At 47.3% G+C, this 16735-nt stretch carries 15 protein-coding genes and 1 other RNA gene; 2 read left to right on the forward strand and 14 right to left on the reverse strand.

Features of this window, described 5'->3' with window-relative positions; all coding sequences use genetic code 11:
* Positions 1-101: 101 nt before the first annotated feature.
* The 6 genes from thiI to BS614_RS24650 form a co-directional block, all read right to left on the reverse strand.
* On the reverse strand, positions 102-1343 hold the full coding sequence (gene thiI, locus BS614_RS24625; protein ID WP_074096978.1) for a tRNA uracil 4-sulfurtransferase ThiI: 1242 nt from the start codon (positions 1341-1343) through the stop codon (positions 102-104).
* A 5-nt stretch (positions 1344-1348) separates the two neighbouring features.
* Positions 1349-2497 (reverse strand): cysteine desulfurase family protein, encoded by a 1149-nt coding sequence (locus tag BS614_RS24630; protein ID WP_074095867.1) that lies wholly within the window; start codon positions 2495-2497, stop codon positions 1349-1351.
* Between the two features lie 173 nt (positions 2498-2670).
* Entirely contained in the window at positions 2671-3423 is a 753-nt protein-coding gene (locus BS614_RS24635) for a lytic transglycosylase domain-containing protein (protein ID WP_074095868.1), read from the reverse strand.
* A 190-nt stretch (positions 3424-3613) separates the two neighbouring features.
* Positions 3614-4027, reverse strand: a complete 414-nt coding sequence (locus BS614_RS24640) for a hypothetical protein (protein ID WP_036615008.1) — start codon at positions 4025-4027, stop codon at positions 3614-3616.
* 35 nt (positions 4028-4062) lie between these two features.
* Positions 4063-4281, reverse strand: coding sequence for a DUF1540 domain-containing protein (locus tag BS614_RS24645; RefSeq protein ID WP_074095869.1), 219 nt, complete (start codon positions 4279-4281; stop codon positions 4063-4065).
* A 165-nt stretch (positions 4282-4446) separates the two neighbouring features.
* Positions 4447-4953 carry a YpuI family protein gene (locus tag BS614_RS24650; protein ID WP_017687263.1) on the reverse strand — a complete coding sequence of 169 codons (507 nt, stop codon included), beginning with the start codon at positions 4951-4953 and terminating at the stop codon, positions 4447-4449.
* Between the two features lie 283 nt (positions 4954-5236).
* Here BS614_RS24650 and BS614_RS24655 point away from each other — a divergent pair, with 283 nt between their 5' ends.
* The gene (locus tag BS614_RS24655; protein ID WP_074095870.1) at positions 5237-7111 is read left to right on the forward strand and encodes a S8 family peptidase; all 1875 of its coding nucleotides are present in this window, start codon (positions 5237-5239) and stop codon (positions 7109-7111) included.
* 101 nt (positions 7112-7212) lie between these two features.
* On the opposite strand, the gene BS614_RS24660 is transcribed toward BS614_RS24655, so the two are convergent.
* Positions 7213-7470, reverse strand: a complete 258-nt coding sequence (locus tag BS614_RS24660; protein ID WP_036615016.1) for a hypothetical protein — start codon at positions 7468-7470, stop codon at positions 7213-7215.
* 86 nt (positions 7471-7556) lie between these two features.
* Entirely contained in the window at positions 7557-9077 is a 1521-nt protein-coding gene (gene pdxR, locus BS614_RS24665) for a MocR-like pyridoxine biosynthesis transcription factor PdxR (protein WP_074095871.1), read from the reverse strand.
* Between the two features lie 107 nt (positions 9078-9184).
* Between pdxR and BS614_RS24670 the strand changes: the two genes are divergently transcribed.
* Positions 9185-10414 (forward strand): aminotransferase-like domain-containing protein, encoded by a 1230-nt coding sequence (locus tag BS614_RS24670; protein WP_036615022.1) that lies wholly within the window; start codon positions 9185-9187, stop codon positions 10412-10414.
* Between the two features lie 257 nt (positions 10415-10671).
* On the opposite strand, the gene rnpB is transcribed toward BS614_RS24670, so the two are convergent.
* From rnpB to BS614_RS24700, 6 genes are all read right to left on the reverse strand, one after another.
* An RNA gene (rnpB, locus tag BS614_RS24675) (RNase P RNA component class A) lies at positions 10672-11081 on the reverse strand.
* Between the two features lie 82 nt (positions 11082-11163).
* Positions 11164-12279: a Nif3-like dinuclear metal center hexameric protein gene (locus tag BS614_RS24680; protein WP_074095872.1), complete on the reverse strand. Its 1116-nt coding sequence runs from the start codon at positions 12277-12279 to the stop codon at positions 11164-11166.
* Entirely contained in the window at positions 12255-13013 is a 759-nt protein-coding gene (locus BS614_RS24685; protein WP_074095873.1) for a tRNA (adenine(22)-N(1))-methyltransferase, read from the reverse strand. The genes BS614_RS24680 and BS614_RS24685 overlap by 25 nt, the downstream gene beginning before the upstream one ends.
* A 184-nt stretch (positions 13014-13197) precedes the next feature.
* On the reverse strand, positions 13198-14337 hold the full coding sequence (rpoD, locus tag BS614_RS24690) for an RNA polymerase sigma factor RpoD (RefSeq protein WP_017687256.1): 1140 nt from the start codon (positions 14335-14337) through the stop codon (positions 13198-13200).
* Between the two features lie 43 nt (positions 14338-14380).
* Positions 14381-16201 carry a DNA primase gene (dnaG, locus tag BS614_RS24695; protein ID WP_036615029.1) on the reverse strand — a complete coding sequence of 607 codons (1821 nt, stop codon included), beginning with the start codon at positions 16199-16201 and terminating at the stop codon, positions 14381-14383.
* A gap of 47 nt (positions 16202-16248) precedes the next feature.
* The gene (locus BS614_RS24700; RefSeq protein WP_425320262.1) at positions 16249-16716 is read right to left on the reverse strand and encodes a YaiI/YqxD family protein; all 468 of its coding nucleotides are present in this window, start codon (positions 16714-16716) and stop codon (positions 16249-16251) included.
* Positions 16717-16735: the final 19 nt, after the last annotated feature.

Genomic DNA, 16735 nt, shown 5'->3' on the forward strand with positions numbered 1-16735 from the left:
CATCTGAATACAGCAAAGGACTGAACGATATTTCATCGAACAGTCCTTTTTTGCAGTTAACATAGCCCTTATTATGTCAGCCATGCTAATTTTTATTGAGTTTAGAACCAGTCATCCTTCATGCCATTGTCTTCTGTCTGATTCGTTACCACAGAAGTTTCACCGGCATGCAGTGTGATCGTTTCAGTTTGTTCCACCGCCTGATCCACCCATTCTGACAGATGGCTCATTGTTGATTCTATTTTATCCACAATTCGAAGATTTGGATTGGTTGAAGGTGACTTTGGCACAAAGAGAGTACAGCAATCCTCATATGGCAAAATAGAAATGTCATACGTTCCGATCTGTTTGGACAGGGTAATGATCTCCTGTTTGTCCATCATAACCAGTGGCCGCAGAAGCGGCAGGTCCGTCGCACGACCAATGACATTCATACTCGGAAGAGTCTGACTCGCTACTTGACCCAGGCTATCCCCGGTGATCAGTGCTAGTGCCCGCTCACGCTCGGCAAGTTTGGATGCAATTCGCAGCATTGAACGTCTCATCAGCGTAATAATCAGATTGTCCTGACCCAGCTGGGTAAATGCCGTTTGGATCTCTGTAAATGGAACCAAATGTAGCTTGATTGTTCCTGCATGATCAGCAAGGGCACGCGCCAAATCGATGACTTTCTCTTTGGCACGCTGGCTTGTGAACGGGTAACTATAAAAATGTACACATTCCACTTCAAGTCCACGGCGCATGGAAGACCAGGCTGCAACCGGGCTGTCTATTCCACCTGATAGCAGTACCATCGCTTTTCCATTCGTGCCCAGCGGAAATCCGCCTACTGCCGGAATAGTTTCGTTGAAAATATAGGTGCCCTGATCCCGAATTTCCACTCGCAGCTCAATATCAGGCTCACGAACATCAACACTCAATTGCTGGAATTTTCGAAGGATCGGGGAACCGACCAAATGGTTCATTTCATGGGAAGAGTTCGGGAACTCTTTCCATACCCGCCTTACATTTACCTTAAATGTGGTGCCTTCCTTGAATTCGTCTTCCCTTTCGTCCATAAACGCGACTGCTGTTTTCACAATCTCATCAAGCTCGGATGGAGTAACTTTAACCGGACTAATCGACATCACACCGAATACCCGCTTCAGCACCTTAATCAGTTCAGTATGTGATTCACCGCCAAGATCCACATAGACACGGCCATATTCTTTGCGAAGGCTCGCTCCTGGGTAAGGTTTAAGCAAAGCTTTAACCTGTGTAATGATCGTTTTCTCAAATCGGGCACGATTTTTCCCTTTTAACATAAACTCTCCGAAACGGAGAAGCAGCATATCATATTTCATATCCATTACATCCGCCTTTCGAGGGGCCGCAACTGCGCCACCATCTGATGTAAAGCCTGTTCAAGCAAGGCTACATCTTCTTCTGTATGTTCATCTCCAAGACTAATACGCAATCCGCCACCAGCACAAGCTGCATCTCTGCCCATCGCAAGTAGAGCACGGCTCGGTTCAGCCGAACGCGAAGAACAGGCAGATTGGGTCGATATGGTTACGCCAAGTTGCTCCAAGGTGTGCAGCGCCACTTCTGCCTTCATCCCGGGATAGGAGAAGTGTACAATATGAGGTGCACCCTCTGTGCGACTGTTCAATTCAAATTCAGGAATGGCACGTATCGTTTCCATCAATCGATCACGGAGCACCGTTGTACGCCGGGCAAAATCAACCTGATCCTCTGCTGCCATTCGCATGGCCTTTGCCATGCCTACCAGCAAGGCCACGTTTTCTGTGCCTGCTCTTAGGCCTTGCTCCTGTGATCCTCCTGACAATAGTGGCGTAAGCTCCACTCCACTTCGCACATACAGGAGACCTGCTCCCTTCGGTCCACGAATCTTGTGAGCAGACAGACTGTACAGATCTGCACCCCAAGCGGCAGGCCTCGCCTCCATTTTTCCAAAACCCTGAACACCATCTACATGGAAAAGCACGCGTGGTGCTTTCTTTTTGAGCTGTTTGCCAATCTCTGCAATCGGATGGATGGCTCCTGTTTCATTGTTTACATGCATCAGACTTACAAGCACCGTGTCTGGCCTGATCGCGTCTACAACCTGCTGATCGTTGACCTCTCCATCGGAATTCACGGGAACTAATGTCACTTCCCATCCCCACTGCTGCAATTGCATAAAACTTTCGTACACCGAGGCATGCTCGGTAGCTGTTGTGATGATGTGTCTGCCTCGTGACTGATAACGTAATGCCGCACCTTTTATCGCAAGATTATTACTCTCGGTGGCACCGGAAGTAAATACAATCTCTTCAGGCTTAACGCCGATTGCCGTAGCACATCCGGATCGAGCACGACGCAGCAACTGATCGGCACGCTCTCCATACCCATGGATGGAGGACGGATTACCAAATTGTGTCTCCATAATTTCGGCCATCGTACGAATCACATCAGGATGGGGAGGTGTGGTTGCAGCATAATCAAAATATTTCAAATGAGGTTAGACCTCCCTTATCTCTTCGTTCTTGAACCTACAGTGAGCATTGTAACACGATACCCCTACAACACAAAAAGACCAACCGGGAACAGGCGTTTCAAGCGCTACTGCTCCCACATTTGATCTCATCCTGCCTATCATGTGTTTTCACAAATGTCTATCTGTGAGTTTTAGATCACATATTTCGACTGTGCCTTCTCCACCTTGGAGATATAATTCTGTGTTTCTGAAGGCAGACGGTTAAGTACACTCATCAGTTCGCTATCACTCGACACGCCCAGACGTGAAACACGGCCCGGTCCTGCATTATACGCAGCAAGTGCCATCTTCACTTCTCCACCGAAACGCTGGAGCTGAAGGGAAAGATACTTCGTACCCGCATCAATGTTCTGGGCAGGATCAAATGAATTACTCACACCCAGCCCTGCAGCCGTGCCATCCATTAATTGCATGAGCCCTTTGGCACCGGCAGAGGACACGACATTTGGGTTAAAATTGGACTCTGTGTCAATGACCGCCTTGATCAATGATTCAGGAACACCGTACTTCGCACTTGCCTCGGCAATCAAAGATTCATAATCCGTAGGTACAGATGCACCTGAATCCACGATTCCTGTATTGGATGAAGATAATAAAGACTCAACGATGTTATTGGAGACAGAGGATGATCTTGCCGTATTTATATCCGGATTGTACGTGCTTCCGAGTTGCAGCCACAACAGACCATCACTGGATCTTTTGGAGACCGTCGCGGTGGAATCTGTATTGCTCGTCGTATTGGCACCCGTACCTAACAGCCCGTCCATCACATTGGCGAAATCCACTGTTGAACCAGCATCCGATTGTGATCCACTGGTTTGGTTATTCACATTGGACAATTGCAGTTCCAACAACTGTCGCGATCCGCTTGGATCAATCTGCATGAGTTATACCCACTCCCGTATAATTAAGCGTATTATGACCTTATTCTACATCGTTTTACAGCAAGGTTCCATTGTTTTCAAAAAAATATATGAATCTCTCCACATAACCTGCGCATATACGAAAAAAACCTTCTGCAATTCACCGCATTTGGGTGAGAACAGAAGGCTTTTGAATGAATCATTTTACACGTTAACGAGCGAATGGAATCATGAAAAAATAACTTAGCGTAGCTACAACACCCAGTCCAATGGACCAGGCTCCCGCTGTCTTACGACCATTCACATATGCATAGTAACCCAGTACGGCTGCGGCCGGTCCAAGTACGATTGACCACATGAACAAAGACGCGATCCCAAAGGCAAGTCCCATATAACCCGCAACCTTGCCTGTTGATTCCATGACCCGGTCTGCCTCATGCTTCTCAGGTACAGGCTCTGCCCGTTCGGTACCTCCAGTTCTTACGACAGTCGGAGGAGCGACCTCTGCCCCGTATTCTTCCCGATGTGCTTTTCTGGGATAATCGACGCGCATACGCTGTTTTTCACCGTCAACATTGATTTTAGGGCGATCCTGAAAATTAAACTTATTATCGTCATTTTTCATTGGGAAGCACCTCCGTTATGAATAGGGATGACTGCTCACTTGGGTTTGAACGTGTGACAGCATGTTGCAGAGGATGTGCGTGCATGATCATGGTGATCGGAGTCAAATGTCTCACCGGCAAATTCCTCATGCAGACGACGGGTGGCATGTTGGTCGATGTCAATCATGATGGCATCAGCGTGGCAGAAGTTGTTCTCTCCCCAAAAGTTGCAGTTGGAGACGCTGCATTTGACAATTGGTTTGTCTTGGCTCATTTTTTATCACCTCGACTACTATTGTCTCCCCGCCACAAACCTGATATTCCCCGTCAAAATGCCAGATGATGACATGATCACACTTCGTCTGATTCTCACTAAAAACACAAAAAAACCGCCACAAGGGCGGTTTCGTCCAATTTCATATTCAGGTTAAAACGTTAATTAGGCGTGATTCCGTTGATTTTGCATACGGCGCTGAGTCAGGTAATCACTTTCATAATATGCCAGATCATCGCGCAATTCTTCGTACGTTTTGGAAACCTCAAGAATGACATCCCGTACTGCACGGATTGGCTTGTCACGGAAACGAATGGCATCTTGTCCTGTGTAAGCGTATCTTCCGTCTTCGGAATAACATTCATTTTTGGGATAGAAAAAGCTGTTTACGCATTGGTGATACGTATTATAAAGAGCCTTTTCGGCAAAATCGACATCAAAGTTGGCACGACGCAGCACAACGCCAAGTTTTTCGTAAGAAACTTCAGAAAAAACGAGCAAATGACGGAGATCTGAAAGAAATCCTTTGTAGAAGGCTGTTGATTCTTCCGTCTGATTCTGATCCAGTTCAGGCAAAGCATTCTCATTCAAAAAATTTTCAATCCGATCGATAGCCGGTTTTAACTTTTCCCTAGTTGACTCACATGTTTTCTGTACATTGGCTGCTGACATAAAGGTAGCTCCCCCTTAAATAAGTCCTTACATATAGGTCGGCCAACGGTGGTTTTCCCCTGACCTTTGAATTCTCAGCTATAATCCTACCATAAAAAGATGACGAGCGGTATCCCTTAATCATGCTTTCCGCTTCTGCCGTTAAACATGCCTATTATACGCAGTTAGACTCGAACCCGCCTGCATAAAAATATCCGCTTTTTCTAACGATAGATATAACCAGTGACAACGACGAAGCACTGTTAATGATTGTCCAAAATGAACGAAGGAGGTTCCATCCACCATGTCCAGACCGAAATGGATTAACTGGGCCCTTGCAGCTGGTGCAGGAGCACTCGCCCTGACGCTCTTGCTTCCAACATCCAATCGTCCCGAACCTAAGCCAAGTGCCCTGTCCAACTCTGCTCATGAAGAGCACACGAGTAAGCAGCGTCTGAAAGTGCAGGATATCAAGGCAACCGATCTTCTGACCCGTATGGATGCCAAGCAACATCTCAGTATCATGCTGAAGAAAACCGCCACAATGAATGCTGCGCAGGTTAGCCGATATGTGAATGATCTCCAAAGTTCACATGAACATATCAGATCCATTCATCTCATGAATACCAATGGCTCTTTTAACAAGCCCTTTGATCACGCCTCCACACAAGGAAGCAAGTTGGAACAACAGAAGCTTCAACATTCGCTCAACCTTGCCAAAAAAGCGGTAAACAAACGTCAAAGTTTTGAATCCTCTTCTTTTCCTTTGGGAAAAGAAAAATACTTTGTTATGGGGCAACCCTCCAAAGATGGCAAAAGAGCTGTAATTGCCTTGTTCAGTCAGAACGTATTAAATGCTGTTGAACAACATCAGCGCAAAAATCTCCGCATGATCCCTTATCCGCGTGAGGGTAAATTCAAAATTGAGTCTGTTCACCCGGATACGCTTAACGAAATTACAGTGAAGACCGGACATGATAATGCAAATGCCAGTCATTTTTATGAAAATGAGATCGTCATCCGTTTTCGCCAAGATCCCGGTGAACGGGATATACGTATCATTAAATCCGATCTGAGAGCGCAATCTGCGCGCAAGCTGGGATACACGTATGTTTTTCGGTCAGAACACATGAGTTACAAACAATTGCATAGTTATTTCGAAAGCAAATGGAATCCACTTTATATGGAACCCCACTATATGTATTTAACCAATGATACTGTAACTGAACAAACAGATGTAACGATACCCAATGACATTTTGTTCTCCGATTATCAGTGGAACCTGCCTGCGATTGAGACAAATAGAGGTTGGAATATTACCAAGGGAAACAAAGATGTCATCGTAGCAGTGGTCGACACGGGGGTTGATATGAATCATCCTGACCTGAAGGGCAAGCTCCTTGAGGGTTATAATGTGGTCGAGCCGGGAAGCCAACCGATGGATGATGTGGGACATGGAACACACGTCGCAGGCATTATCGGAGCTATTGTCAACAATAATGAAGGCGTGGCAGGCATGAGTTGGTATAACAAGGTACTACCGGTTAAAGTACTCGACAACTCAGGTTCTGGTACCACGTATGCCGTTGCCGAAGGCATCATCTGGGCAGCCGATCATGGAGCCAAGGTTATCAACATGAGTCTCGGCAATTATGCTGATGCGCAATTTCTTCATGATGCCATTAAATACGCTTTTGACCGGGATATCGTCCTGATTGCAGCCACGGGGAACGATAATACCGAGCGTCCAGGATACCCTGCTGCTTATCCGGAAGTATTTGCCGTATCTGCTACGGACCCGGATATGAGCAAAGCTTCCTATTCCAACTACGGGGACTATGTGGATGTGATGGCTCCGGGGTCCAGTATCGCCAGTACCTATCCAAACAATCAGTATGCGGCCTTGTCTGGAACGTCCATGGCCAGCCCTCATGTAGCCGCACTTGCAGGTTTGATTCGTTCGTTGAACCCGGACTTGACCAACACGGAAGTGATGGATTTGATGCGCCAAAGTGTTATTGACCTCGGTGATCCGGGTCACGATAAGTATTTCGGCTATGGGCAAATCGATGTCTATAAGGCACTGCAGGCCGCATCAGGCAACAGCGCTCCTTTGCAGTTCTGGCCGCAACATGTCAGACAACAAATGGATAATACGATGAAAAAGTATACGCAGTAAGCGTAATGAGGATAATCTGTAAAAAATACAAAAGCAGCTGCGCCCCGGGGCGTACGCTGCTCTTTTGGTTTATATCCAATTCCCCGGGGCACCCGCTGCGATTAGCGTTTGCGAGAAGTTGTGCGGGCTTTGCTTGATTTTTTCACGGATTTTTTCTTCGGATTATGGCTGGATACATAACAAGGGTCTTCTTCTTTGACAACAACAGGATACATGTGGTGATGAATCGGAACACAGTGATGTTTTTTGATCACTTCAATCGGGTGGATTACAGGCACGATTTGTGGGATGTAATAATCCTCAACAACCTGGATCGGGTCACAGACAATCGGGCAAAGCGGTGGACAGTAATGGTTCATTTCAAAACCAACTCCCTTTCTGGTGATACTATAACCTATTGCAACAGATCGAAAGTGGATTGGATGTATGTCCATAGTCCGAAAAATTATATGAGCGGTAGCCTGTCCGCCACTGTCCCACCCTGCCCAGGTGTTACTCTGTCAATGACTTGGCACAGTACACGAAGTCCCTCACACAAAAGCTCAACGTTTGTTACAGTGAAGCAGATACGCAGACTTGGTGTATCCATCTCCCCTACATAACAGGCTGAACCGGGGAGGAAAGAGACCCCTGCAGCAAGTGACTGATGATGCAACTCACGCATATCCAAGTTACTCGGAAGTTGGAGCCACAGATTGAGTCCTCCCTCTGGCAAGCGCCATTGCATGCCCATAGTAGCATGCTCTTCCAGCACTTCAGATGCTGCGCACAAGCGAGAATACAATTCATCCCTCAATAGGGATACATAGGCACCGTACTGATTCTGAATGAAAGATTGCAGTGCCTTTTGTGTAAGCAGCGGACTCCCCAGATCCGCCGTAGATTTCGCGGCCACAAGCCGGGTCAATACACTTCCGTCTGCGATGGCGCAGGCTATACGGCAACCGGGAGACAACACCTTGCTGAAGCTTTTAATATATACGACATGACCTGTCCCATCCATCGATTTAATGGAAGCCGGGGGAGGGTCCCGAAAATAAAGATCTGCAAACGGATCGTCCTCCAGAATGAGGCAGTGGTAACTTTGCGCGAGATTAAGAAGTTGTGCTCGTCTTCTTGCACTCATCGTGATACCTGTTGGATTGTGATAGGTCGGGATCGTATAGATCAGCTTGGGCGGATAGGTATCACATAATCGGGTCAACAGATCAATACGCATGCCTTCGTCATCCATCGGGACCGTAATGATCTTCGCGCCTCTACTCGTAAATACATCAATGGCTCCGGTATAGCTTGGTGCCTCCATGTATACAACATTCCCAGGTCCGACAAAAGTTCGTGCCACAAGATCGATCCCCTGCTGAGCACCACTTGTAATTAACATGCGTTCAGGTGCAGCCTGTAGTCCACGCTCGGCAAAGTGTTCGGCCAAGATCTGTCTAAGCTCCCGATCCCCCTGAAAAGATCCGTAAGCTGCCATACGCTCTGTATGATCAGAGGAGAGTCGGTAGGCGCTGTCGATAATCTCTCGTGTAGGCAACAGTTCAGGCTGAATCGCTGACATATGAAGTTCATACCGCACTTGAGGTGACGTATCAAAATGTCTCCAGAGCTGGGCTCGCGGTAAATAATCCACCAGTGCCATCTGCCAATTCCATGACGTACTGGATTCACTGTTGGCATTGTTTCGCTGCGTTCGGTCCACATCCTCCATCTGATCCACGTTCAATGTACCTCTCACATAACAACCTTTCCCCTGGGAGCAGGTGATCAATTGAATCGCTTCAAGTTCAGCATACGCTTTGGATACAGTGACCAGGCTGACACCCAAATCCGCGGTCATTTTACGAACAGAAGGAAGTCTGGTTCCGGGTTCAATGAGTCCTGATCTGATGCGATCGGCAATCGTTAGCGCAATCTGCACGTACAATTTGGTACTGCTTCCCCGCTTTAATTCAATATGCATATGTGCTCCCCCAACTGTTATGATCTTCATTTTACTGTTATAGTGTAGTCCGTCTATTATAGTTTATAATATCAGTATAACAGTGAATAACAGGAGATGAGAATAACATGAGTATCCCTTGGTCCAAAATGGCACAAAACACCCCGTCCTCTGTCGTTCGCGACATGCTCCAGGCCGCTCAGGCACCTGGAATGATCTCACTAGCCGGTGGATTACCAGCCCAGACTTCATTCCCGCTGGAAGCCATCCGCGTTGCATATGAAAAAGTATTTATGAGCGGAGCAGCCGCTCTTCAATATGCGGAGACTGAGGGTTACCGTCCTCTTCGCGCCAAAATCGCCGAACGTCTTGAATCCAAGGGCATTCCCGCTTCACCCGATCACATGCTTCTCACTACAGGTTCACAGCAATCCATTGACTTGGTTTGCCGCATCCTTCTCGACCCGGGTGACCGCGTATTGGTTGAATCACCAACCTACCTCGCTGCTCTGCAAGTCATTCATTCCTATCAGGCTGAATCTCACGGCGTAGCCTGTGATGATCACGGCATGTTGCCTGAATCTCTGGAGGAACAGCTCCAGTTGCATCGTCCAAAACTTGTCTATATTAATCCCACGTTCTCCAATCCTACGGGAAAAGTATGGTCGCGAGAAAGAAGACAGCAGGCTGTGGATCTGTGCCGCAAGTATGGTGTACTCATTCTGGAAGATGATCCCTATGGTGAAATTCGGTTTAATCCGGAGCAATTGGATGTCCCTGCTCTCGCAGAACTGGATGCAGTATCCTATGACGGCCCTTCCAACGTTATCTACACCAGTACATTCTCCAAAACGGTAGCGCCTGGCCTTCGTACGGGCTGGATACTGGCTGCTCCCGATATTGTCAAAATGGCAGCACGAGCCAAACAAGGTGCCGACTTGCACTCCAGCAGCATTGACCAAAGAGCGCTTCATGCACTGCTTGAATCTTTCGATCTGGATGCGCATATCCGCCATATTTCAGAGGATTACGAACAACGCATGAAAACACTGACTACTCTTATGGCAGCCAAAGCTTGGGAAGGCATCTCGTGGAATTCACCACAAGGTGGCATGTTCTTGTGGCTGCAATTGCCTGAAGGCATGCTTGCAAGCAATCTGTTCACTTACGGTATCCAGGAGAAAGTGTGCATTGTGCCAGGTGATTCCTTCTATGCAGGTACACCAGAGTTAAACCGCATGCGGATCAACTTTACTCATACGGACCCTGAGCTCCTTCCGGAAGCCGTGGAAAGAATGGATCGCGCCATCCAACGTTGGCATGCTTCCTTAACATCCGACAGTGTTGTTACACTGTAATGAACTGTCATAAACGTTTGACTATTTCATTAGCGTATGAAGGTTAATAACTTGACATGAGAAACAAAAATAAGGCGGCAGGCCCGAGAACCTCGGAACTGCCGCCTTATTTTTATAGAACCTGTTATCAACAGGAGTTATGTTTTTTCAGATGTTCATGGGTCCTTCTGATCAGTCAGGCCATCGGATGATTCATACGAGTTGTCCTCGACTGATAGGTGGACTACATGGTGTTGCAATAGTGTTGTTGTTGCAGTTAGGAAAGCTTACCGTAAGCCGGGTTCTGTGCTCTTCGTGGTTCATACGGGAACTACCCTCCCACCAGAAGCGACAATCATCTATCTAGGCCATACATTGCTGCACAGCTCAAGCGACCAACCTAGACACACCTCGGGCTAAGGTTGCCTCCTCCGAAGAGGCGGCTGTGTCCCATTAGGTCTTGCTCCAGATGGGGTTTACCAGGAACGAAGTCACCAGCGTTCCTCGGGGTCTCTTACACCTCGGTTCCATCCTTGCCTGTGCCGGAAAATCCGGCCATCGGCGGTCCATTTCTGTGGCACTATCCTTCAACTCGCGCTGACTGGACGTTATCCAGCATCCTGCCCTGTGGAGCCCGGACTTTCCTCTCGTGGCAACAAAGGCCACCAGCGATTGTCTGTCAAGCTTTCCGAACAACATTACATAGTATACAGGCATTTAGGTTCCCAGACAAGCTTAATATTACTGGGAGCTGCACATCAACGATCTTTTTAGATAAACTGGAATACTTCCGTATTTACCTCTGAAGCTGTAACTTGCGTATCATATCGTTTTTCTTCCAAACGGGAACGAAGCCAATCCGCTGTTTTTGGTTTCATAATCTTCTCGGAATTATGTCCCGGGTCGATGATACACATACCTGCCATTAACGCATCATGAGCCGTGTGGTAATCGATATCTCCAGTCACAATAACATCCGCACCTTTGAAGCGGGCAGTGAGCGCGTAACGGCTGCCAGAGCCGCCAAGAACCGCTGCTTTTTTGATCTGCTTGTTCAGATCTCCTACTACCCGCACATGAGGCACATTGAATTGGGTCTTCACGACCTCCACTAGCTCACCTAATGTCTTAGGCTCCCTAAGGGGTCCCAAGCGTCCCAGACCGAGCGTACGGCCCTTTAAATCCATTGCATACAGGTCATAGGCCACTTCCTCATACGGATGAGCCTTAAGCATCGCCTGAACGACCTTACTTCTCAGACTTTGGGGTACGATGGTCTCAATCCGCATTTCTTCCACACGTTCCATCTGCCCTTGGGTACCGATAAACGGTTGAGTCCCTTCACCAGGTACAAACGTTCCTGTACCTTCCGTGTTAAAGCTGCACTTGTTGTATTGACCGATACTCCCCGCTCCGGCTTCCAGAATGGCCTGAAGAACCTGTTCATGATGGGTACGAGGCACAAACACAGCCAGCTTGTACAGATGATCTGTGTGTACATCTTCCAGCGATTCTTTACTCTCGATGCCAAGTGCCTCGGCCATCCAGTCATTCATACCACCCTCGGCCACATCCAGGTTTGTATGACTAATATAGACAGCAATATCATGCTTAATCAGCTTTTCATACAATTTACCCATAGGTGTATCTGTACTCAGTGACTTAACCGGACGGAAAATGATGGCGTGATGAGCGATAATCAGGTTGGCTCCAATGCGAATCGCTTCGTCCACCACTTCATCCGTCACATCTAAAGCTACTAACACGTGACGGATTTCTTTTTGCAAACTGCCGAGCTGGAGACCAATTCGGTCATCCGGTACAGCCAGATGTTTGGGAGCGAGTTGCTCCATCAGTTGAATTACAGTTTGACCTTTGGCAAACATGCCAAAACCTCCTTCAAGTTTGCGATAAGACGCTCTACCTCAGCCGCCTTGTCCCGGGAAGAATCCTGATCGGATTTGGAGATGGAGTTAACAACCCCTTGCAGTTTGACGATCTCACTTTCCCATTTGGCAAAAAATACATCCGTCGGTCGATCAACCAAATAAGGCCCCATCCGTAGCAGCAAATCTTCCGTTAATTCTGCCCCGCCTTGAAGCGGACGTGCACGATACACCTCTACATTAGCAATCGGGCTTACAGATTGTGGCATCGCCGTTATAATCTCATAAATCTTGCCATCTTCTTCGAGCAACTGTTCTGCTACAACCACCCAGTGATGCTCCAGTAACCAGCGTCTGAGGATATCCTCTCCCACATTTGGTTGCAAAATAAGTAACTGGACTCCTGCCAGTTTGGATAAACCTCGGTCCAAAATAGAGGCAATCAGGGCACCACCCATGCCTGCAATGGTGATGACATCCACTTCACCCGCAGTGATCACATCAAGACCGTCTCCACGACGCACCGTGATTTTTTCTTTCAAGCCAGCATCGCTGACTTGTTTGCATGCAGCATCATAAGGGCCAGGATTGACTTCCCCGGCTACTGCACTTGCAGCTTTCCCACTGCGGATTGCGGCTACTGGCAGCAACGCGTGGTCCGAACCGATATCAGCCATGCGGCTGGCATCGGGAATTTGATCATGTATTCGCTGTAATCGATTCGAAAGTTTCATGAAGCACCTACACCATTCATTTAATTTATTGATTTGCATTGAACAAGGAAAAGCGATAAAATAAAATCCAATAAAACATTTCAAGGATGAATTTCCAAAACCAAGAAATCAAGACGTTTAAATTAAAAATAAAGGAGACCCCGCCGCCGCTAAAGCGTCTTGCGGAAAGTCTCCCATAGTTCGATTATTCGAGGAAATCCTTGAGTCGTTTACTACGACTCGGGTGACGCAACTTACGAAGAGCCTTGGCTTCGATCTGACGAATACGCTCACGCGTAACACCAAATACCTTGCCGACTTCCTCCAGCGTTCTCGTCCGTCCATCGTCCAGACCAAAACGTAGACGAAGCACGTTCTCTTCACGTTCAGTCAATGTATCCAATACATCTTCGAGCTGTTCTTTCAGCAACTCATACGCAGCAGCATCTGCCGGAGCAAGTGCTTCCTGATCCTCAATGAAGTCACCCAGATGGGAATCATCTTCCTCACCAATCGGTGTTTCCAGAGAAACCGGTTCCTGTGCAATCTTCGTAATTTCACGAACTTTCTCTACACTCAGATCCATCTCAGCAGCGATTTCTTCTGGTGTCGGTTCACGCCCAAGTTCCTGCAACAGCTGACGGGATACCCGGATCAGCTTATTAATCGTCTCCACCATGTGCACAGGGATACGAATGGTACGCGCCTGGTCAGCAATAGCACGAGTGATCGCTTGGCGGATCCACCATGTAGCATACGTACTGAACTTGTATCCTTTTTTGTGGTCGAACTTCTCAACCGCTTTGATCAGACCCATATTACCTTCCTGAATCAAATCAAGGAACAACATTCCACGTCCAACGTAACGCTTGGCGATACTGACAACGAGCCGTAAGTTAGCTTCAGCCAGACGACGCTTGGCTTCTTCATCCCCGTTCTCAATCCGTTTAGCCAGTTGTACTTCATCATCTGCGGACAACAGTGGCACACGACCAATTTCCTTGAGGTACATACGGACAGGGTCATTGATTTTGATACCTGGCGGCAAGCTCAGATCATCATCAAAGTGGAATTCGTCCTCTCCCTCTCTGGTGTTGTTCTCGGAATCTTCACTAGGACGAAGTGTAACCTCTTCATTGTTTTCATTCACTACATCGATACCCAGATCGCTCAGTTGCTCATAGAACTCATCCATTTGCTCTGCATCCTGCTCAAAAGGAGAGAGTTTCTCTATAATTTCCTTGTAATTCAGCGAAGCTCTTTTTTTACCTGATTCAATCAATTGATCTTTAACCTGATCCAGTGTCAATTCTGTTTCTAGTTCAGTATGCTGATCATTCGCCATAATTCGACTCCCTCCTCCCTAGAAACATCTAATCATCAGACGTTCACTGTCTCTCTAGGGCAATCATTTCAATTGCAATCTGTGCCGCGCGTACAGAATCACCTGCCCGCTCTGCAGCAATCATTTCTTCTTTTTTCAAATCGTACTCTTTCTTACGCGGATGCTTCAGCACTTCCCTGATGCAATCATCGAGCATTTGAATACTCCATTCACCTGGACCATCCATCATCGAGATTGAACTGACCGTTTTTTCCAGGCGATCGTCATGCAGTGAAGACATAAAACGGCTTGTATCCGACGGTTTGCCTTGCGCATAGTAGGCATATAGATAAGCAGCAATAGCTGCATGATCATCCAAGTTAAAAGCTTCACCAAGATGCTCATTCACGTACTGGGCAGCCTCATCATCCTGCAACATCCAGGCGATCAGTTTGCGTTCAGCTGCGTGGTAAGCCGGCAACAGATTGGGTGTAGGCACCTGCCTATTTTGTTGCCTACCATTATTCCACCTTTTCGGGTTATTATCCCCAAACTGGAGGTTATTTTTCATCGCCTCCCGTTCTTCATTACACTCCTGCTTCAATGTTTCGAAGGATACGTCCACTTCTGCAGCCAGTTCACGAAGATACACTTCCCTTTCTGTTGGAGAAGGTAAGGGTGCAATCAACTTTACTGCTTCTTTCGAATAGGCGATTTGTCCGCCACCCTCTAGCAGTATATGGCTTTTTTTTAAGTTTATAAGTTTAAATTTTGTAGTTGTCACGGCACCGTCCACAATCTGGTTTCGGAACCGTTCACCACCATGCTTCCGGATAAAATCATCCGGGTCAAGTCCCTCGGGAATGAGAGCCACTTTGACCTGCAATCCAGCTTCCTCAAGAATAGGGAAGTTTTTGAGTGCAGCAGCCTGTCCTGCTCTGTCGCCGTCATAACATATGATGACTTCGTCGCACATCCCTTTAAGCATCAGTGCCTGATTCTCGGTTAACGCAGTGCCCATTGCCGCTACACCATTCTGGATATCCTGATCCCATGCGGAGATGACATCACCATATCCCTCGAACAAAATGGCTTGTCTTTGTTTGCGAATTGCATTTTTGGCATGATGCAGATTATAGAGAACACGGCTTTTGTTAAATAACCGGGTTTCCGGTGAATTTAGATACTTCGGTTGCCCATCTCCCAATATGCGTCCTGCAAATGCAATCGGCTTACCGCTCCTGCCATTAATCGGGAACATAATCCGGTCTCGGAATCGATCCACATATCCCTGACCTTCATTTCGGGGTGACAGAAGTCCACCCTTTTCCATCTCTTCGAGCGGATAGTTACGTTTCTCAAGAAATTGTACCAGTGTGTCCCAACGATTTGGTGCAAAACCAATCTGGAACTGGTCGATTAACTTGTCGCCAAAACCTCTTGAGCGTAAATACTCCATGGCTGACTTGCCGTGCTCTGTATTTTTCAACAAAAAATGATACAGCTTCGCGGTAAGCTCATAAGCCTCCAACAGACGTTCCGTCTCCGGATTCACATGAGCAGATTCACGCCCTTGCCAGTCCCCCATAGAGATGTGACTTTCTTCCGCCATCGTTTTGACAGCCTCGGGAAAGGATAACCCTTCGATTTCCATCCTGAATTTGATGGCATTTCCACCCGTGCCGCAACCGTAGCAGTAGAAAATTTGTTTCTCAGGTGTAACGGTGAACGAAGGCGTCTTCTCGGAATGAAAAGGACAGAGGCCTTTCATATACTTCCCCTGTTTGGTCAGATGCACAAATCGGCTCACCGTATCGACAATATCATTCTGCTGTAACACCGATTCAATAATACTTTCGGGTATACCGCCTTGTCCGGTACTCATCTCTGGCCACCTTCATCTCTTCAACACGTAAATATAATTCGATAAACTTACACATTCTCCTGCAAATCTTTTAAAAGTTTTGTCAGTTTATGTTGAAACATTTCTCGATCCTGCTCTGTGAAAGGCTTTGGGCCTTTCCCGTAATGGCCTCTTTTTCGTGCTTTGGCCGCAGTATGACGAGAATCCAACATGAAATCAATGTCACGATCGTTGAACTCACGACCACGAAAGGACAAAACATAACAACGTTTGCCAAGCGCAAGTGCCGCAAGTCCATAGTCCTGAGTGATAACCACATCATATGGCTTAATATGATTAGCAATATACAGGTCTGCGCTCTGATCACTGCGATCCACTTGCACGGTTCGTACCCCTTCTCCTCCTTGAAGCAGATGATCAAATGAAGAGACTAACAGTACAGGGATGTTGAAAAGGCGAGCGGTTTGCGCAATCTCGGCTTTAACCGGGCAAGCATCACCATCCACAACAATGTGGCGTATATTTAACTCACTCAAACCCAGACCACCCGGTTTC

This window comes from Paenibacillus xylanexedens (assembly GCF_001908275.1).
Classification (GTDB): Bacteria; Bacillota; Bacilli; order Paenibacillales; family Paenibacillaceae; genus Paenibacillus; species Paenibacillus xylanexedens_A.